Below are 18,868 nucleotides of genomic sequence, written 5' to 3'. Positions count from 1 at the left end.
CAGGTGTATTTTTGACTGAAGTCGCTCCTAAAGTGCCGGAGGCAGGAAAGAAGTATTTTAAAATCTGAGAGCCAGGTTTGATGTGGTCTGTTTTAAGAAGTCTGGCTAACAGAACCTGTTGCTCTGTTGGTGGATTTTTCAGCGTTTTTGAAGTGTAGGAATGAGAACACCAAGCTCTGGAAAGTATACACTCCGGAAACCGGCTTCTGTAACTTTACGTTGGGGTCGATGTCACAGCAGTTGATAATGAATGGAGAGAATCAAGGTAACAGGCTTTTTGTCAGGGGGCGGTAAGGGTAGGGAGCGTTCTATGGCTTTCAGACTGCTGGCTTCAAACGCCTTTTTACCGTCCAGCACACTGGTCTTTCCCAATGTTCCGTCAGAGTTGATTTCAATTTTCATTTTTACTTCTCCTTCCAGTCGCCTTCTTTTGGCCTGATAGGGATAAACTTTGTAGCGATTGATCCGGTACTGAAGTTTAGCCACCCATTTCTGAAACTCATCTGGTTTTGTGTGCCCGGCTTCTGAGTTGATGAGTTCCTCAACAGGCTCTCCTGTTGTCTGCTGACTGACTGTGGAAGCTGGAGGTTCGGCAGGCCTTGCATCACTGTGTTTTTTTTCTTCGTGTTTGGTCGGTTCTTGCTGAATCTCTTTCTTTTCTGCTCTGGTTGTTATGACTTTCTTGTTTTCTGCTTTTTCAGCCTGCTCTGTTTGTTCAGTGATTTGAGTGTGCTCAGTGTTTTCTTTCTGAGAATCATGCTTTGTTAGTTCCGAGTCGTTTATCGCGTTTGTGCCGGTCAGGCTTTCTTCAATGGCAGGTGTGACAGAGCGGTGATGAGACACCAGTTGTATTTGAATACCCGGTGTTTTGGGAGCAGGCATCCGGATACTTCCGATAAAGCCCAAAAGCAAGGTGTGAAAGACCACTGACAGGGTCAGGGGGATGGCCAGGTGCCTGATGGTGGATTCCTGTTCCATGATTTGCAACCCACGGAGCATAGCAGATTAAACAGGAATTAAATAAGCAGTTATTAGAGAGAAGCCCTGACATGCTCAGGGCTTCTTCAGGATATCAAGCAAGCTTTACCGGGCTATGAAAATCCCCAGGCCCGGTATGACAAAAAAGGCCAGCAACAGATAAAGGAACGCATAAGAGCGATTCTTTACAGCCAGGTCTGACAACTTTTCCGCAGCGTAAAGAGGAATCTCACGCAGCCACTTGATGCCATAAATGAGGGCTACAGCAAACACGTTAAAGAACAAATGTACCAGGGCAATGGTCATGGCGTGCCCGGCTTCTGCACCGACAATGGCCGTTGCCGAAAGTAGGGCTGTGATGGTAGTACCGATGTTAGCACCCAGTGTAACAGGGTACATCTGACGAACGGTGAACACGCCACTGCCCACCAGGGGAACCATCAGGCTGGTGGTGGTAGAAGATGACTGAACCATGACGGTCATAACAGTACCGGAGGCAATACCGGAAACCGGACCACGACCAATAGACTTGTGCAGAACGTCCTTGGCACGACCGACCATAACTTTTTTCAAGAGCTTGCCCAGTCTCACTACTGAGCTGAAGATCAGAAAGATACCGAAGGCGATCATAGTCAGGCCACCCAGTGTGCTGTCCGGCAAAAGGCCTGCAAACTCTTTCACTATATTCACGGCCGGCTTGGTCAGAGGCTTGATAAAATTCAGGCCGCCCATGTCAATAGCAGAGCCACCTACCAGTAATGCGGCTACGTGTTGTGAAATATCTTTCAGGAAACCGGTCATCAATTCCAGAGGTAGCAGAATCAGAACCGCCAGATAGTTAAAGAAGTCGTGAACCGTCGAAGCAGCAAAGGCCCGTTTGAAGGACTTGTCGCAACCCATGTGACCCAGGCTGACCAGAGTATTGGTAATGGTGGTGCCGATATTGGCGCCCATAATCATGGGGATCGCCATTTCAACGGGCAGGCCCCCAGCTACGAGGCCAACGATAACAGAGGTCACCGTACTGGAAGATTGAACCAGGGCGGTGGCAAGGGTACCGGCAATCAGAGCCAGCATAGCATTGTTGGCAAAGCTGAACAGCTCGGCAGCAGCTTCTGCGCCGCCCACAGCCATTTTAAAACCAGAGCCCACTACGCTGACGGCAACCAGGAGAGCGTAGATCCAGAGGATAACTCTCATCCAGATGCGTCCATAGTGCCTGCTGGTGTATTTGTAGTCAGCTTTGGTGCTGGCTTGACTTGTTGCTTCAGACATTTTCTGCACCTTGGTGCTGTTTGGATAAAGGTGGTGGCGAAAATATAGGTGTTTTATTTCAAAAATATTACAGTTATGACTTTTTTTTGAAATATTTAAAGCAGACACCTGTCGATCAATGACAGGCAGTCAGGACAAAGACCGTCTAAAAACGACAGTCATCGTTTTCTGATGTATCTGAAAGCTCAACTCGTTCCACGCCAGAACCTACAGAGCCTTAAAGCGCGGAAACCTGAGTTTAGGGACAGCCCTCAGGGCAGGGAGCAATTACCCGAGAGGCTTGTCAAACATCTGTACTTTAACTGTTTCTCCTGCCTCAACACTTCCCTGGGAAGCAGGCAAAACGATGTAACAATTAGCCATGCTCATGGATCTGAGAATGCCCGACCCCTGACTGCCTGTTGTGACTACCTCGGCTTCTCCTTTCTCGTTGGTTGAGAGTATGCCCCTCTGGAATTCCAGGCGACCGGGATGTTTCTTGAGGGGGGTGAGACAGGTTGCTGGCAGTTCAGCAGCAGGAGCGGGTTTTGCTCCCATCATATGATGCAACGCGGGTGCTGCCAGCTGCTGGAAAGTCACCGTAGCGGAAACCGGATTGCCCGGTAGCCCAAAGAAGATACTGTTGGGAAGTTTACCAAAGGCAAACGGTTTGCCGGGTTTGATGGCCAGTCTCCAAAAGGAAGTATGGCCTATTTCATTGAGAATATCTTTGACAAAGTCGGCTTCACCCACGGATACCCCTCCGGAGGTAATAACCGCATCAGCCTGCTGATCAGCCTCCAGTAAAGCTTTGCAGATCTCCTCGCGGTCATCACGGAGTTTGCCAAGGTCAATCACTTCTGCTCCCAGGCGCTTGAGCATCGCAGATACTGCAAATCTGTTGCTGTCGTATATATTGCCCTGACCCAGTGTTTCACCGGGCAGTTTCAGCTCATCACCCGTTGAAAAGAGCGCTACTTTAATTTTGCGAACGACCGAAACTGTGGGGAGTCCCAATGAAGCCAGCAGCCCTACATCCTGAGCTTTGATGATGTGACCCTTTTCAAAAACCTGAGAGCCATGAAGAATATCTTCACCGGCACGGCGAATGTGATCACCTGAGCGGGAAGGGGGCTTGCGAAAAGCAATACCCTGTTCAGTTTTCTCGGTCTGCTCCTGCATGATGACGGTATCGGCACCTTCGGGAAGAGAGGCACCAGTCATGATTCTTATACAGTGAGCAGCGGGCAGAGTACCCTGATAAGGGTGTCCGGCCAGGGATTTTCCGGCCAGCGGCATTACAGAATGTTGTGCCAGGTCGCCGAAACGGAGTGCATACCCGTCCATGGCTGAATTATCGTGGGACGGAACGTTAACCGGCGAAATGATCGTGTCAGAAAGAACCCTGTCCAGGCAGTCAGCCAGAGCCACCGTTTCCGTTTCTGTGACGACCGGTGTTTCCGTCATCAGCTTCTCCAGCCCTTCATGCAGGGGCATCAGCCCCGGGGTAGTACAGCAGTCAGTCATTGAGAGATCTCCTCGTTACTGTTTTTGCAACGGCTTTTTTGAAACAAAAGCCGTAAATGAATTCAGCAATCTGCTCCGGGTCGTTGAGATCCTGCTGAGGGATCAGCTTTTCCAGCAGGGCTGTTTTACCCGAACCGTTGAATGCGGTCAGTCCGATAACAGCTCAGGGGAAGGATTGCAGTAGGGGGGCAGTATTTGCATTCCCGATCATTCATTGAGTGCGCAGAAGTCTATTGAAGTATCCGTTGCTACTCAATCACTCTTTCCGGGTTTTGATAGGGATTACGCAGTGTCATGGTTGAATTTACCGGGAAGGTTTGCCTGTTTCACGGTATTTGTGCCATTCAATATTGTCCTTTCGGGCATGGCTATTTAACTGAGTTGGCGTTAGGATGGGGGCCTAATTAATTTAAATAAAGCGCCGAGCTTCGCAGCCTAACCCTTGATCAGGTAATAGTCCTGAAGGCATGGCTGCCAAGCCGTAACCTGTGTGTGTTACACGCAAGGTTGCCAGGGTTCATATAGAAATGTCTGGGCCTCCCGTGTTTGGAAAGGTGTGAAATGCGACCATTACATGACCGACAGGGACGAACGTTCCCCTATCTGAGACTGTCTCTGACTGATCTGTGCAACTTCAAGTGCAACTATTGCCTGCCTGATGGCTGTGAAGAGCACAGTCACATGCAGTCGCTGGGTATTGCCGAAATTAAACGTCTGGTGACCGCTTTTGTGGCGGTCGGTGTTGAGAAAATTCGTCTGACCGGTGGTGAGCCCACCCTGCGCAATGACTTTAATGACATTGTCAGTACGATCAAGTCCATTCCGGGTATTCAGAATGTTGCCATGACCACGAATGGTTACAAAATGGATCAGAGGGTAGAGTCCTGGTTGGATGCCGGTGTTGATCAGATTAATGTCAGTATCGACAGCCTCGACCCCCGAGCGTTTGCAGCAATAACCGGGCACGACCGTCTTCAGGAAATACTGGTAGGTATTGATAAGGCCTTTGCGAACGGTCTTACCTCTATCAAAGTCAATGCAGTTTTGATGAAAGGGGTCAACGACATTCAACTGGGCGCGTTTCTGAACTGGATTAAGCACCAGCCTGTTACCATGCGTTTCATTGAGTTGATGCAGACGGGTGATAATGGTTGTTTTTTCAATCAATACCATGTCCCCGGAAAGCAAATAAGAGATCAGCTTCTGGAGCAGGGCTGGGTCAGAATGGCCCGAAATAAGGATGCGGGTCCGGCTTACGAATATTGTCATCCTGATTATCAGGGGCGCATTGGACTGATCACCCCCTATTCAAGAGACTTCTGTAAAGACTGCAACCGTTTGAGGGTTAGCAGTCAGGGCCATCTGCAACTGTGCCTGTTCTCTGAATCAGGCCACGACCTTCGACGTTTATTACAGGACGACAGTCAGCAGGATGAATTGATCCGGGAGATTCGATCAGTACTGAGATTGAAAGTCGACAGTCATTTTCTGGATCAGGGGTATACCGGAGGCACCCGGAATCTTGCCCAGATTGGTGGCTGAGAGATCCCGCCCTTCGATTAAGAGGGTTAGGCCTCCAATGGGCTGACCGGTATACTCTTTGGTTCATCGGGGATTATTGTCGGCACACAGGGCACAAAGGTGAATGTGCCTTCCATATTTGAAGACATGATGCGCAATAGAAGTGCCTTAAACAGGCTCCAGCGGCGACAGGGTATCTTATGGGGTCCATACAAATAGGACATAATCCTGCAAAGAACTTTACTGTCAGGTAGTCGGAAATTCTTGCTGATAATACGTGCTCTGTTACTCGTGCAACGAGACTACAAAAGGCCAGTGATAAGCTTTCATTACTCTTGATAAATGCTACTAAGTCATAAGTAAAATTAGAATAAAAGCAAAATATCAAGCTCGTTGAAAAAACAGTTATAAAATCTTGACGAAAAACATTACCTGGTTTAAGTAAATGAAAATTTACAAAAGAAACACTTGCTATTTCAACTAAACGTAAAGGGAGCCTGAGTCCATCATAGTATAACGAAAGAGAAGTTAATAAATTTATCAGGTCTTTGGAAAAACTCTTTTCGTAATCTTCATATGAGATAGTGTGGTTGGATGCATCATCTTGAGACCCGTAAGAAACACTGCAAGATATGAGTAAGGTAAATATCACTGATTTGCATAAATAAAGCATATCTATTGTATATGAATTTTAGGGAACACCAGGTCATGGTAGATTACGAAAGCTTACATCACCAAAAGTCCAGCACACTGCACCTGCGAGCACCCGTTGAAAATGGCTGGAGCAAAAGCTGCTTCAGCTAAAAGCCTTTCTGTTTCCGAAATGGGTATTTATTGAACAGGCTGACCGGTATACTCTTTATTTCATCGATGGCTTACTGTCGGCATACAGGACACAAAGGTGATTGTACCTCCCACATACGAATGCATGCTGTGCAATACCAGTGCCTTCTACAGTCTGCAACTTCGATAGGGTATCTCACGGGTTCCAGGCATATAGGACATGGTCCCGAGAAAAGTTTTACAGACAAATAGTCTGAAACATATAAAGACGATATGTGCTCTATTCTTTGCGCAAAGAATCTAAATATGAACAATGATAAGTCTTCGGGATTATTCTTGTTTTTTCTTATGTCATATACGGCATTAGCGAGAAGACTAAAAAATGTGCCATATGCAGCAATAAAAAGATACTCATAATGAAAAGTATTGCCCAGCTTAAGCAGATAAAAATTTAATAAACTGTGACATGCTATTTCAGTTACACGTAAAGGTAGCCTGAACTCATCATAATATAACGAGAGAGCAGTTAATAAATTTGATAGGTCACTTGAAAAGCTCTGTGCGTAATCCTCATATGAAAGCCTGTGGTTGGAGCTTTCATGTTTGTCATAACCAGTATTATCTTGAGACCCGTAGGAAGCACCATAAAATATTAGTGAGATAAACACCGCTAATTTGCATAAATGATACATATTTATTACCTGAATTCCTGAACATCCAAGCAGGGAAGAGACACCTCCTGCTTATCGAGATTGAATTTTAGTGGATTGGCCCCGAATTTATCCTTCCAGGCTCGCGGGATCAGCTCTCAGTATCCAAGCCGGATGGTAAATAATGCGTTGTTTGAAGGGCAAAGGCTGGCGGTCAGGTTGGAAATTTTTAAGATCACCGCAAATGAGCGGCTACCTTGAAAGGCTGATATACACTATAGTGCATCGAGGGTTACTGTCGGCATACGGCGCACAGAGGTGATTGCACCTCCCACATACGAATGCATGCTTTGCAATACCAGTGCCTTTTACAGGCTGCAACGGCGATAGGGTATCTCATCGGTTCCAGACAAATAGGACATAATCCTGAAAAAAGTTTTACTGCCAGATATTCGGTTATTAATAATGATGATGCGTGCTCTGTTCTTTGCGCGATTAATTTAAATATGAATAATGTTAGGCTTTCATAATTATGCAGATTAATTCTTAGATTATATGAAATATTAGCAACACCGCTTAATAAAATGCCTGATAAAAAAATAAAATTATATTCATCATGAAGGGTATTGCCCAGCTTAAGTAGATAGAAATGTGACAAACATACAACTGCTATCTCGGTCACACGTAAAGGTAGCCTGAATTCATCATAATGTGACGAGAGAAAGGTTAATAAATTTAACAGGTTAGTCGAAAAGCTCTGTTTGTAATCTTCATATGAAATAGTGCGGTTGGAGCTTTCATGTTCGTCATAACCAGTATTATCTTGAGACCCGTAGGAAGCACCATAAGACAGTAGCGAGAGAAATATCACTAATCTGCATAAATCAAACATAATTATTGTATGTGAATTTAAATGTGTAGTTGGTCAGCATAGGTTATGAAGCGTCACATCACAAAAAAATTCAGCAGACTGCGCTTGCGAACAACTGCTGAGTTACGAAAGTCCTGGCTATATTTTATCCACAGAAAATGGCTGGAGAAAAAGATGCTTCAGCTAAAAGCAGTTCACTGTCCGAAATGTTCATTTATTGAAGGAGGTGACGGTTGCTCTCATTATTTTAATTGGAGGTTACTGCCGACATAGAGGGCAAAGAAGTGATTGTGTCTGCCATGAACGAATGCACACTTCGCAATACCAGTGCCTTTTACAGGCCGCATAGCAGCCAGGGTATCTCACTGTTTCTATACAGATAGGACACAACCCGGCAAAGAGCTTTACTGACAGGTAGTCGTAAATCAATAAAGATGATACGTGCTCTATTTCTTGTGCAACGAGTTTAAAATAGATTACTGGTGAGTTTTTATCACTATTATTGGTAATTGTTTTTAGGTCATATGAAGTGTTAGAGACAAAGCTTGACAACAAGGCAATGGCAAGAATAAAAATACATTCACGGGGGAAAATATTACCCGTTTTAAGTAGATAGAAATTTAGCAAAAAAATAGTTGATATTTCAGCTATACGTAAAGGCAGTCTGAATTCATCATAATATAACAAGACTGAGGTTAATAAATTTATTAGATCACTCGAAAAGTTCTGTTCGTAATCCTCATTTGAAATAGTGTGGTTGGAATTTACACGTTCATCATTAAAAGTATTATCTTGAGACCCGTAGGAAGCACCATATGATATTAGTGAGATAACAATCACTAGTTTGCATAAACTAAACATATTCATCGCGCATCAATTTCAGGTAGCATTCGATGATGATAGATTACGAAAGGTTACACTACAAAAAAACACTCTGTATCTGCAAACACCCACCGAATGATCAGTCCCCCGGACTGATCGCTTCTATCAGTGCCTGCACGTCATGGCCCCTCTGGGCCATTTTAAGAGAAATTTGGTAAACGTAAAAATGTGTGCTGAAGTGTACATTCCGGTTAGGACGGGTATAATCCCGCTCGAAGACTGGCCGGGCGAATGTAATTTATCATAAACATTAATTTGTTATGGATACTGGGCCAGTCTCGATCTTGACTGCCTGTGGTAACCTTCTTGATGACTCATACGATCTTTGATACTCCCATTGTTAATACTCTCTTTCGCTTTATCTCTACTCTGGGTCTGAAACTGACAGGCTGGAAATTGTCAGGTAAAAAGCCAAATGCTCGAAAATATGTCCTTATTGCTGCCCCCCATACCAGCAACTGGGACTTTATTCTGGTGATAGCCATTGCCTTCAGATTCGGTATCAAGATTTCCTGGATGGGCAAGAGCGGCCTTTTTAAGGGGCCCATGGGCCCCATAATGCGTTGGATGGGTGGCATTCCTGTGGAGCGAAGCCGAAATACCGGACTGGTGCAGCAAGTCGTCGACCGGTTTAATGCTTCTGAGGATCTTATCGTGACTATCCCTCCTGAGGGAACGCGCAGCAAGGTAGGCCAGTGGAAAAGTGGTTTTTATCATGTTGCGGCTGGTGCAGGTGTGCCCATTGCCCTGGGGTTTCTGGATTTTAAAACCAAAGTGGGAGGTTTTGGTCCCATGTTCTTCCCTACGGAAAAATACGAGGATGACCTGAAGAAGATTCAGGACTTCTATCGGGGGATGACGGGCAAAAGGCCTCATAGATTCTGAAGAGACCTGCTGGTATTTGGTGTGGGATAGGTAAATGGCTGCAAATAGTCATCAGTAGCTATAAACCCCTTCTCTCTATCGGCTAAAAACAGGCCGGTTGCTTGAAATACAGCTATCTATGTTGAGCGATTAGCGATAGAATGACCGCCCTTTTGTGGGAAGGCTGTTCAATAAGGCTTCCCAGTAGTCCTGGTACTCCGTTTACCTCTGTGGTCGGTTTGCATATTGAATGCTCATCGGATACCGACCCTGTCAGTTCTTTCGAGATCATCAACGAAGTCATGGACACCCAACTGCCATGAGTGAAAAGGCCGCTGGCTGTTAATGAGCGGCCGGAACATGGTTAATAATCACCGCACGTTACGAAAAGGATCGTGCAGTGGATCAGTGTACATGGGAGTCTGTTCACAGGCTCAGGTCGCAAGATCCGGAAAGAGCGATCAGCGTTTTCATTGGATTATTCAAGCTAATCAATAACTTGTCTGACTCTCTGAAACCTGTCCTGTTCCATAGAACATGATGACCGTCTTTCTACCTGCGACTGGCCCATGGGTGATTCTCACGGCTTAAGACCGGCATTACCCCGTCGGCTGCCTGTCAGAGTATCTACAGGGACAGCACTGATCATATCAATGCCTAATTTTTCGGAGCACTTGATGTCTGACGACACAACCCCTACTGAGTCAATGATTACCTTTGCTGAACTGCCCCTTTCTCCGGCGGTGATCAGGGCGGTACAGGATGTTGGTTATGAAACACCTTCTCCTATTCAGGCTCAGAGTATTCCCCGGATTCTGGATGGTAGAGACCTGCTGGGTCTGGCCCAGACCGGTACAGGCAAAACCGCCGCTTTTGCCCTGCCAATGCTTTCCAGACTGGATATGAAGGCCAATGATCCTCAGGTTCTGGTCCTGACACCAACGCGCGAACTGGCCATCCAGGTGGCTGAAGCTTTCCAGCGTTATGCCCGTCACATGCCTGGCTTCCATGTACTGCCAGTTTATGGTGGTCAGGATATGCGTGGTCAGCTGAGAGGTCTCAAGCGTGGTGCTCATGTTATTGTGGGTACGCCGGGTCGTGTCATGGACCATATCCGCAGAGAAAGCCTCAAATTGGATGCACTTAAAGCGGTCGTTCTGGATGAGGCCGATGAAATGCTGCGCATGGGCTTCGTCGATGACATTGAATGGATCATGGAACAGACACCTGAAGAGCGTCAGGTAGCCCTGTTCTCTGCCACTATGCCCAGACAGATTCGCAAGATTGCTGATACGCATCTGAAAAATCCTGCCACTGTTGAGATCAAGGCGAAAACCGCCACTGTTGATACCATCACTCAGAAAGTCTGCATGGTCAGCGGCTTTCACAAGCTGGACGCACTGACCCGTATCCTTGAAGTCGAACCTTTTGATGCCATGATTATCTTCGTGCGCACCAAAACCGCGACCGTAGAGCTGGCTGAAAAGCTGGAGGCAAGAGGTTTTGCTGCTGCTGCATTAAACGGTGACATGAGTCAGGGGCTGCGTGAAAAAGTGGTGGATCGACTGAAGAAAGGCTCTCTCGATATTCTCATCGCCACCGATGTTGCAGCCCGTGGTCTTGACGTTGAGCGTATGTCTCACGTCGTAAATTACGACATTCCTTATGACACGGAAGCTTATGTTCATCGTATTGGTCGAACTGGCCGTGCTGGTCGTCAGGGTGTTGCTATTCTGTTTGCTACGCATCGTGAGCGTCGTATGTTGCGTGCTATTGAGCATGCTACCCGTCAGCGCATCGAAACTATGCGTCTGCCATCCATGCGTGACGTCCGTGATATGCGCATCCGTGCCTTCAAGGAAGAGGTTGTGAAATCCCTGGAAATGGGTGAAGAGCTGGATGCATTTCGTGAAATCATTGCTGAGCTGGAAACCGAACATGCACTGAGTTACCAAGACATGGCCGCTGTTCTTTGTTTTATGGCTCAGAAAGATCGTCCGTTCCCGGATGGTAAAGAACCAGAACGTACACAGCGTGAGCGCCGGGATCGTGGCGACAGGGGAGACCGTGATCGTGGTGAGCGTCTTCGTCGTGATCGGAAAGAAGATAATGAAGGCATGGTTCGTTACCGTGTTGATGTAGGTCGCGATCAGGGTATTTCGCCCGGAGACCTGGTCGGTGCGATTGCCAACGAAAGTAATATTTCTGGCAAAAACATCGGTCACATCCGCCTTTTCGACACCTGCTCTTCCATCTACCTGCCGGAAGGTGTGGATGCGACTACGCTGGATGCTCTGAAAAATGTCAAGGTACGCAACAAGGCTCTCGGTCTGAAAGTTTGGGTTGATGATGGTCGTCGTGATAACAGTCGTCCTCCTCGTCGTGGTCGTGGTCGTGAAGGTGAAGGTTTCAGAAGAGATCGTGATAATCGTGGTGGAGACAGACGTCAGAGTTCACGCAGGCCTCGTCGTGAAGCATAAGCCGGTCATCTTTCCCTGATGATGAAAAAGCAGAAGCCCGGTACTTCTGCTTTTTTTTTGAGTGGAGCACTGCAAAAGTCGATTAACAGACCGTTAAAGGGCGGGTAGACTGTCAGGAAATAAAAATTAAAGAGGTCTCGTTTATGCTATACGTGGCATTTTCTGGCTCGAAAGGGCGAGGAGTCTTTACCCGTAAAAAGATTGAGCGAGATACGGTCATCGAGCGTTGCCCTGTTCTTGAATTGCCTCCTGAAGATCTTGAACATATCGATCAAACGTCAATATACAACTATTACTTTACCTGGGGCGAGGCAATGGATTCAGCCGCCATTGCTTTGGGGCTGGGTTCAATTTATAACCACTCTTACACACCTAATGCACTCTATCGGTTTGATATGGACGACCGGGTGATTGAATTTATTGCCATTAAAAAAATTCGGCCCAATGAAGAGATAACGATTAACTACAACGGTTCACCAAACGATCGATCGCCGCTTTGGGAAGGTATTCAGTGGGAACCCTGAACAGTGGATACCTGAATTCAGGAATCATTAGTTAGTATGATTGATTTATGTTGTGAATCATTTGGCTGCTACACTAAGAGATGTTTATCTGGAGGTGTTCAGTCATATGAGTATCGGTCGATGTTCTACTGTTTGCTACTTCTTTGTCGTGTATAGGTGTCGCTTCTATCCGGGTTAGTGGTGTCACTGCAATCTTGGGTTTCATCAGGATTCTGTACTACTTTTTATAGAACTGTATTCCGTATATAGCTCCGTATTTTGTGTCAGGCCTTGGTAATGAAGGTTTCTGGCGGTTTTCAATGAGCAGCTTCAGGGTTTATGCTCAGGCCTTTCTGCCAGAGCAGAAATCAAGAACCGTCTCACGTGAGGTATAAGGTAAAATCATGAGAACCATGGGCCGTTATGTTCTGGTGCTGGCAGCAGGAGGTTTTCTTGCTGCCTGTACTACACCGGACAAGAGTGTGGTGGTAACACCCACTGACGTTGAGGGTAAAACCTGGGTGCTGCATTCCCTGAATGGCGCGCCACCGGTAAATGGTAAAAGAGTTACCCTTGAGTTTCAGTCTGCTTCCAGCAAGGATGGTCAGATCAGTGGTCGCGGCCCTTGTAATGGTTACTTTGGTAGCTATACGATGCAGCAGGATGAGCTGCAGTTTGGTAGAGTGGGCTCCACCATGATGGCCTGTCCGGAACCTTACATGAAACAGGAAATGGCTTATTTCAAAGGGCTTCAGCAGGTTGACACCATGACGTCCAATGGTCTGGTGATGACTCTCAAGGGGCGCCACAATGATGAGACGATCACTTATTTTGCAGAGAGCGCGAAAGTCAGAGGGGTCATCAAATCATCCACAGGCAGTTTCCCTGCTGGCTCGGATGTTATCGTTTCGATGAAAGATATCACCAACAAGGATCATCACTCGAATCTGATTGGTGAGAAAAAAATCAGGCTGGATCAGGGGGTTGATGGACCCTTGAAATTTGATGTTCCATACTCGCCCTCTCTGATTGAGCCAAACCACACCTATTCTGTTGCTGTAGAAGTCAGGCAAAATGGAAAGCTGATTTCCCACAGTACTTCGAATAAGATTATTGATTTCTCCAGACCTCTGGAATTTAACTCAGGTCAATGATTATGGCTTGAATGCCTGTTCAGAACTTCAGCCAGTTGATAACCTGAAGTCGTTATCCTCTCTTTTGCAATCCTTTGCCCTCTCAGCAAATATTCTTTGCTGAGAGGCTTGCCTGTTTTGATCTGATCAAAGACTGATGTTCTCTGTATATCAAGGCTCTCCCTGGTCCGGTTTGCAGGGGACTTCCACCGACACATGGCGCCTTCTTTTCCTCTGTTCCGGAAGCAACTACTAACTTATTGGTCAGGGTATGGCTGGAAAGATTCTCTCAGCTCACGGTTAATGTGATAGATTTAGACCTTCCATTTTACTGTTAACAAGACACAAAGGAGTTCCCGTTATGCAGTTTCGACCCTGTATTGATCTGCACGAAGGCAAGGTGAAACAGATTGTGGGAAGCTCTCTGCGTGATGGTGATAATTCGGCTCAGGTGAATTTTGAAAGTGACCGTTCAGCGGCTTATTTTGTGGAACTTTACCGTCAGGAACAGTTAACCGGTGGCCATGTCATAAAACTGGGGCCCGGTAATGAGGTCGCCGCCGCTTCAGCTCTTTCAGGCTGGCCCGGAGGCCTTCAGGTTGGCGGCGGTATTACAGCAGAAAATGCCGTTCAGTACCTTGATATGGGAGCCTCCCACGTCATTGTGACCTCCTACGTTTTTAAGGATGGTCAGATCAATTTTGAAAATCTCAACAAATTGCTGGCCGCGGTGGGCAGGGAGCGCCTGGTGCTGGATCTTTCCTGTAAGAAAAAAGGCGGTGACTATTTCATTGTCACGAATCGCTGGCAGAAGTTTACCGATACTCGAATCAATGCTCAGACACTGGAGAAGCTGGCTCACTATTGTGATGAGTTTCTTGTTCATGCCGCATCGGTTGAAGGCTTGATGGGTGGGCCTGATCTGGAACTGGTTTCCCTGCTGGCTCAATATTCACCCGTTCCGGTGACCTATGCGGGGGGGATTGCCTCTCTGGAAGACATTGAGGCGGTGAGAAAAGCCGGTAACGGTCAGGTGCACATTACCATAGGCAGTGCTCTGGATATTTTTGGTGGTTCCCTGGCGTTTATGGATGTCGTCGCGAGCTGTAAAACGGATTACCCATCTTAAGCAAGCCGTTTTGAATAACTGTCAGTATCAATATCAAGAATTTCAACCGTCAGAATATTCACGTTCGGGATGATCTGGTCAGCAGCACTGAGCACTTTTTGGCTCAGGTCTTTCTTCTCGGTGGTGGTACGACCTTTCATAATCCTGACGGTGATGTGAACAAAGGATTGCTCAGGCTGAGCGGTTTGAAAGTACTCACAGGGGATGGCTCTGGACTTGATGTCTTCTGCTTTAAATAGCCTTGATTCCAGAGCGCTTTGATGAACAGTTGAAATCAGATCTCTGATTGAGTGATTCTGTTCAATGTCTGAAGAGTATTCGATGACGCAATGTGGCATGGCGAATTGTCTTTAAGAAGTGTTGTGAAGTAGCCTATCAAAAGCTCGGGAAGAGAAACAGCAAGAAAGGTGGCTCTATAAATTCCTGTTGATTCTTGTCTATTCTGGTTGTTTGGAAAGGAAACGATGAACTAATACATGAACAGTCAAACACTGGGAAGCACCCTGCTGGTAGCAGGCACATCTATTGGGGCAGGTATGCTGGCTTTGCCGCTGGTTTCTGCTGCTACGGGTATTTGGTCAGGCATCCTGCTGATGATGTTAATGGCTGCTCTGGCCTGCTATGGAGGTTTGCTCATAGCGGAGGCCTGCCGCGCCGTGCCAGAAGCCGATAACCTTCATGGTGTGGTGGGGCGGTTGCTGGGAAAATCTGGTCAGGCTGTGGCTATTCTGGCCATGCTGTTTCTATATTATTCACTCTGTTCAGCCTATATCACAGCCGGCGCAGGGCAAGTTGTTTCCTTCAGCCACAGGATGGGACTGGCTCTCAGTTTTTCTCAGTCAGCTACGCTGGTGGCAGTTGTTATTGCCGTTATGGTGGTGATCGGGACTGTGGTTGTGGATTATGCCAATCGCACAATGTTCTTCCTGATGATGATGTTATTGATGTTCATCATGGTGCTTCTACTGCCAGAAGCAGAAGCCGAAAATCTCACCCTTGGAGTCGGTGAACCCGGTATGCTCTTCGCCGCTTTGCCAGTACTTTACACCTCCTTTGGGTATCATTGTGCAGTACCTACCGTCGTGCGATATGTCAAAGGCAGGCCCGGAGATTTTCGCCTGGCATTGGTGCTGGGCAGTGTCTTGCCCCTTGTGGTCTATTCACTCTGGCAGGTTGCGACCAACGGTACTTTGTCATCTGTGGAGATCAACAGCCTGCACAGTAGTCCGGATGCAGTGGGCCAGCTTATCCGTAAAATTGGGGATGCCAGTCATTATTCCGGCTTTAGTTATCTCATCAGTGGTTTCACAGTCTGTGCGCTGGGTACTTCATTTTTAGGAGTGGCCATTGGCCTGTTTGATTATCTGGCTGAGGTCAGCCAGAGACCTGATAACATCATGGGTCGTATTCAGACTGTCTGCCTGACACTGGGCCTGCCATTGCTGGTGGCGGTTTTGTTTCCGGGAGGCTTCGTGATGACTCTGGGCTATGCTGCTGTGGCTTTGGTGATTCTGGCGGTCTTTATTCCTGTCATGCTGGTCTGGGAAGCACGAAAGCAGGACCTTGAAGAGCCTTATCAGGTGGCCGGGGGCAAACTGTTGCTGGTGATTATGTGTTTGATCGGGCTGGCCGTCATTCTTGCTCAGGCAGGCATTGTTTCCGGCTGGCTGCCAGCTCTGGATTCTTGATCATTCATAAAAAATCACTGTCAGAAGAGTTTGTCTGGTTGTTTGAGAATGATCCGATTAATATCAGTTCATCCACTCAGGAAAACAGGAACTCCTCATGTTACGAAAAGCACTTCTGGTAGCCTCTGCGCTGCTTCTCCCGGCTTTGTCTCTTGCCAATGGATACGTTGGTCAATGGTACACCGTTGATGAAGAAACCCATAAAAAGGAATCTCTGGTGACTATCTGGGAAGAAGGTGATCAGCTGAAAGGCAAGATTGTGGAGATCCTTGATCCTGCATCCAGAAATGCGGTCTGTGAAAAATGCAAAGGTGATAATAAGGATCAGAAGATAGAGGGGCTGACTTTTCTCTGGGGGATGAAAAAAGACGGTTCTCAATACGACAACGGAAAAGTGCTAGATCCGAAGTCGGGCAAAGTATACAGCGGCAGCATGAAATTGATTGACGGAGGTAAAAAGCTCAAGCTTAGGGGGTATGTGGGCTTTTCATTGTTAGGCAGAACCCAGGTTTGGGTTAAAGCCGACTAGCAGCCTGTCGGACTTAAGCGTCCGTAGCGAGGATTGCAAGACGCAGTAGGACAGCCTTAAGTCCGACAGGCTGCTAGATAGATTTGAAAATGGCCCTAAGTCCATGGGCCAATAATAGCCGGCAGAGATGACTGCCGGGGTCAGTGAATGGCTCCAATGAAGCCATATGGCAGTCATTTGTACTGACTGAAGAGCTCAGCTTTGTCGTCTTTCTCCTTTTTCAAAGTCAGTGCCAAAAACAGAATTGCCATGCCACAGGCTGCCAGTATCAGCATAAAACCGCCACTCCAGCCCATCGCGTCAACAATGACTCCCATGGCCAGGTTGGCAAACAGCGCACCACCGAGGTAACCAAACAGGCCGGTCAGGCCAGTGGCGGTTCCGGTCGCTTTCTTCGGGGCTGAGTCAGCGGCCTGCAAACCTACCAGCACCACAGGACCATAAATCAGAAAGCCCACAAATATCAGGCAGAGGTTATCAATCATCGGGTGCCCGGCAGGGTTCTGCCAGTAGATAACAATGGCTACACAGACCAGCGCCATCATCCACATACTGACTGGAGCACGACAGCCTCTGAAAAAGCGGTCACTGGCCCAGCCACAGAGCAGGATACCCGGAATGCCTGCAAACTCGTAAAAGAAATAGGCCCAGCCACTTTGAGCCATTGAAAAACCTTTAACTTCTTTCAGGTAAGTTGGCGCCCAGTCCAGTACTCCGTAGCGAACCAGGTAAACGAAGACATTGGCCAGTGAGAGATACCAGAGCAGTTTATTGTTGAATACATATTTGAAAAAGATGTCTTTGGCCGACATCTCTTGCTCATGGTGATGCTCGTCATAGGATTTAAGCTTATCGCCAGTCCAGGCTTCGATGCTGGGCAGACCGCAGGACTGGGGGGTATCTCTTAATAATGTCCAGGTGATACCGGCCAGAACAAGGGCTACGACGCCATGGAACCAGAGCTGTGATTGCCAGTCGCCAAACAGAAAGACCGCAAATATGGCCATAGGTCCCACCAGACCGGCTCCGAGGTTATGAGAGGTATTCCAGTAGGCCCATTTAACCCCTCTTTCTCTAACGGAGAACCAATGTGTCATGACCCTGCTGCCCGCCGGATAGCCCATGCCCTGAAACCAGCCATTAAGAAACAGCAGGGCAAACATGGCAGGGACTGAAGCTGTGGCAAAAGGAACGGTTCCCATAAAGATCATGGTCAGAGCCGAAAGAATCAGGCCAATACTCATGAATTTCCGGGCGTCACTGCGATCAGACAGGTTGCCCATGAGAAACTTGCTAAAGCCATAGGCAAAAGAGACGGCTGAGAGGGCCACGCCGAGTTCGGATTTGCTAAAACCCTGTTCAATCAGATTGGGCATGGCCAGAGAGAAATTTTTGCGAATCAGGTAATAAGCGGCATAGCCAACAATGATGCCGAACAAAACCTGAAAACGGAGCTTTTTATAAGTTTCATCGACTTCTTTGGACGCAATCTGCTCTTGATGAGCAGGAGGACTGAGAAAGCCCAGCATATGAAGTACTCCCGAATTTATTTGCTAGTGCCATTTTTCCCGAATATGTTTTTATGTCTGGGCAGCCAAGAGTTACGTCTTGTATTCCTTTGGCCGACAATTGGGTCCATGGCTGAATGATCCGAAACGGCTTTTCTCTCCATACTGCGAGAATCATTCTTACAGGCAACTGCAAAATGATGGTTAGACTCACCGATATCAAAAGAGAAGCTGCTTTATAAGTCCCACAGAACCTGTGTGAAGATGTGCCTATGGGTTTTTATCAAGTGTTAATTTCAGTCCAGATTTGTGATTTAGCAAGTCGAAAGTCTAAAAAACTTAATATCCGAATGAAATTTGTTAAATAGAACTATCGTTTAATTTTCTGTTATTGAAGCCATGTACTTGCCTGTCCGGTACAGTAAAATGCTGTTAATTATCTTTTATATGCAGGTTCCATGAACTGGTTCGTTTATATCATTCTGGCAAGTAACAACAGTCTGTACACGGGTATTACCACCAATATCGAACGGCGCTGGAAAGAGCACTCGGGCGAAAAGAAAGGCGG

The 18,868-nt window shown here is 47.0% G+C and carries 20 protein-coding genes and 1 riboswitch; of the genes, 9 read left to right on the top strand and 11 right to left on the bottom strand.

Annotated features, from left to right (window positions below; all coding sequences use genetic code 11):
* Positions 1–231: 231 nt before the first annotated feature.
* From KDK19_RS21445 to moeA, 3 genes are all read right to left on the bottom strand, one after another.
* Positions 232–978: a TonB family protein gene (locus KDK19_RS21445; RefSeq protein ID WP_257276117.1), complete on the bottom strand. Its 747-nt coding sequence runs from the start codon at positions 976–978 to the stop codon at positions 232–234.
* Positions 979–1,083: 105 nt separating this feature from the next.
* Positions 1,084–2,253 (bottom strand): Na/Pi symporter, encoded by a 1,170-nt coding sequence (locus tag KDK19_RS21440; RefSeq protein WP_257276118.1) that lies wholly within the window; start codon positions 2,251–2,253, stop codon positions 1,084–1,086.
* Between the two features lie 267 nt (positions 2,254–2,520).
* Positions 2,521–3,759 carry a molybdopterin molybdotransferase MoeA gene (gene moeA, locus KDK19_RS21435; protein WP_257276119.1) on the bottom strand — a complete coding sequence of 413 codons (1,239 nt, stop codon included), beginning with the start codon at positions 3,757–3,759 and terminating at the stop codon, positions 2,521–2,523.
* Between the two features lie 407 nt (positions 3,760–4,166).
* Positions 4,167–4,332: riboswitch (molybdenum cofactor riboswitch) on the top strand.
* Between moeA and moaA the strand changes: the two genes are divergently transcribed.
* A complete protein-coding gene (gene moaA, locus KDK19_RS21430; protein ID WP_257276120.1) occupies positions 4,321–5,301 on the top strand; it encodes a GTP 3',8-cyclase MoaA in 981 nt (326 codons plus the stop codon). (Overlaps the previous riboswitch by 12 nt.)
* 73 nt (positions 5,302–5,374) lie before the next feature.
* Here moaA and KDK19_RS24650 read toward each other — a convergent pair whose 3' ends face one another.
* The 4 genes from KDK19_RS24650 to KDK19_RS24635 form a co-directional block, all read right to left on the bottom strand.
* On the bottom strand, positions 5,375–5,953 hold the full coding sequence (locus KDK19_RS24650) for an RING finger domain-containing protein (protein ID WP_368736486.1): 579 nt from the start codon (positions 5,951–5,953) through the stop codon (positions 5,375–5,377).
* A gap of 202 nt (positions 5,954–6,155) precedes the next feature.
* Entirely contained in the window at positions 6,156–6,755 is a 600-nt protein-coding gene (locus KDK19_RS24645) for an RING finger domain-containing protein (RefSeq protein WP_368736485.1), read from the bottom strand.
* A gap of 250 nt (positions 6,756–7,005) precedes the next feature.
* Positions 7,006–7,605 (bottom strand): hypothetical protein, encoded by a 600-nt coding sequence (locus KDK19_RS24640; RefSeq protein WP_368736484.1) that lies wholly within the window; start codon positions 7,603–7,605, stop codon positions 7,006–7,008.
* Positions 7,606–7,842: 237 nt separating this feature from the next.
* Positions 7,843–8,445, bottom strand: coding sequence for a hypothetical protein (locus KDK19_RS24635; protein ID WP_368736487.1), 603 nt, complete (start codon positions 8,443–8,445; stop codon positions 7,843–7,845).
* Between the two features lie 330 nt (positions 8,446–8,775).
* On the opposite strand from KDK19_RS24635, the gene KDK19_RS21425 reads away from it, so the two are divergent.
* The 3 genes from KDK19_RS21425 to KDK19_RS21415 all read left to right on the top strand — a co-directional run bounded on the left by KDK19_RS21425 (position 8,776) and on the right by KDK19_RS21415 (position 12,334).
* The gene (locus KDK19_RS21425) at positions 8,776–9,351 is read left to right on the top strand and encodes a lysophospholipid acyltransferase family protein (RefSeq protein WP_257276121.1); all 576 of its coding nucleotides are present in this window, start codon (positions 8,776–8,778) and stop codon (positions 9,349–9,351) included.
* 656 nt (positions 9,352–10,007) lie between these two features.
* Positions 10,008–11,810, top strand: a complete 1,803-nt coding sequence (locus tag KDK19_RS21420) for a DEAD/DEAH box helicase (RefSeq protein ID WP_257280691.1) — start codon at positions 10,008–10,010, stop codon at positions 11,808–11,810.
* 143 nt (positions 11,811–11,953) lie between these two features.
* Positions 11,954–12,334 carry an SET domain-containing protein gene (locus tag KDK19_RS21415; protein WP_257276123.1) on the top strand — a complete coding sequence of 127 codons (381 nt, stop codon included), beginning with the start codon at positions 11,954–11,956 and terminating at the stop codon, positions 12,332–12,334.
* A 73-nt stretch (positions 12,335–12,407) separates the two neighbouring features.
* On the opposite strand, the gene KDK19_RS21410 is transcribed toward KDK19_RS21415, so the two are convergent.
* Positions 12,408–12,539 carry a hypothetical protein gene (locus KDK19_RS21410; protein WP_257276124.1) on the bottom strand — a complete coding sequence of 44 codons (132 nt, stop codon included), beginning with the start codon at positions 12,537–12,539 and terminating at the stop codon, positions 12,408–12,410.
* A gap of 178 nt (positions 12,540–12,717) precedes the next feature.
* On the opposite strand from KDK19_RS21410, the gene KDK19_RS21405 reads away from it, so the two are divergent.
* Positions 12,718–13,467: an META domain-containing protein gene (locus KDK19_RS21405; protein ID WP_257276125.1), complete on the top strand. Its 750-nt coding sequence runs from the start codon at positions 12,718–12,720 to the stop codon at positions 13,465–13,467.
* Here the strand turns inward: KDK19_RS21405 and KDK19_RS24630 are convergent.
* A complete protein-coding gene (locus KDK19_RS24630) occupies positions 13,461–13,664 on the bottom strand; it encodes a S1/P1 nuclease (protein WP_368736483.1) in 204 nt (67 codons plus the stop codon). The two genes, KDK19_RS21405 and KDK19_RS24630, sit on opposite strands and share 7 nt — an antisense overlap.
* 143 nt (positions 13,665–13,807) lie before the next feature.
* On the opposite strand from KDK19_RS24630, the gene hisA reads away from it, so the two are divergent.
* On the top strand, positions 13,808–14,575 hold the full coding sequence (gene hisA, locus KDK19_RS21400) for a phosphoribosylformimino-5-aminoimidazole carboxamide ribotide isomerase (RefSeq protein ID WP_257276126.1): 768 nt from the start codon (positions 13,808–13,810) through the stop codon (positions 14,573–14,575).
* Here hisA and KDK19_RS21395 read toward each other — a convergent pair.
* A complete protein-coding gene (locus tag KDK19_RS21395; RefSeq protein WP_257276127.1) occupies positions 14,572–14,913 on the bottom strand; it encodes a 5-carboxymethyl-2-hydroxymuconate Delta-isomerase in 342 nt (113 codons plus the stop codon). The genes hisA and KDK19_RS21395 overlap by 4 nt on opposite strands.
* A gap of 138 nt (positions 14,914–15,051) precedes the next feature.
* On the opposite strand from KDK19_RS21395, the gene KDK19_RS21390 reads away from it, so the two are divergent.
* Positions 15,052–16,263: an aromatic amino acid transport family protein gene (locus KDK19_RS21390; RefSeq protein WP_257276128.1), complete on the top strand. Its 1,212-nt coding sequence runs from the start codon at positions 15,052–15,054 to the stop codon at positions 16,261–16,263.
* 97 nt (positions 16,264–16,360) lie between these two features.
* A complete protein-coding gene (locus KDK19_RS21385; RefSeq protein ID WP_257276129.1) occupies positions 16,361–16,792 on the top strand; it encodes a DUF2147 domain-containing protein in 432 nt (143 codons plus the stop codon).
* Positions 16,793–16,965: 173 nt separating this feature from the next.
* Here the strand turns inward: KDK19_RS21385 and pgtP are convergent, their stop codons facing one another.
* Positions 16,966–18,321, bottom strand: coding sequence for a phosphoglycerate transporter protein PgtP (pgtP, locus tag KDK19_RS21380; RefSeq protein ID WP_257276130.1), 1,356 nt, complete (start codon positions 18,319–18,321; stop codon positions 16,966–16,968).
* A gap of 437 nt (positions 18,322–18,758) precedes the next feature.
* On the opposite strand from pgtP, the gene KDK19_RS21375 reads away from it, so the two are divergent.
* On the top strand, positions 18,759–18,868 hold a 110-nt coding region (locus KDK19_RS21375), incomplete at its 3' end, for a GIY-YIG nuclease family protein (protein WP_257276131.1).

It is taken from the genome of Endozoicomonas sp. ONNA1 (assembly GCF_024606325.1).
In the GTDB taxonomy this organism is placed as follows: Bacteria; Pseudomonadota; Gammaproteobacteria; order Pseudomonadales; family Endozoicomonadaceae; genus Endozoicomonas_A.
Note: the sequence above shows the minus strand (reverse complement) of the source record. Positions and strands in the feature narration are given on the sequence as shown.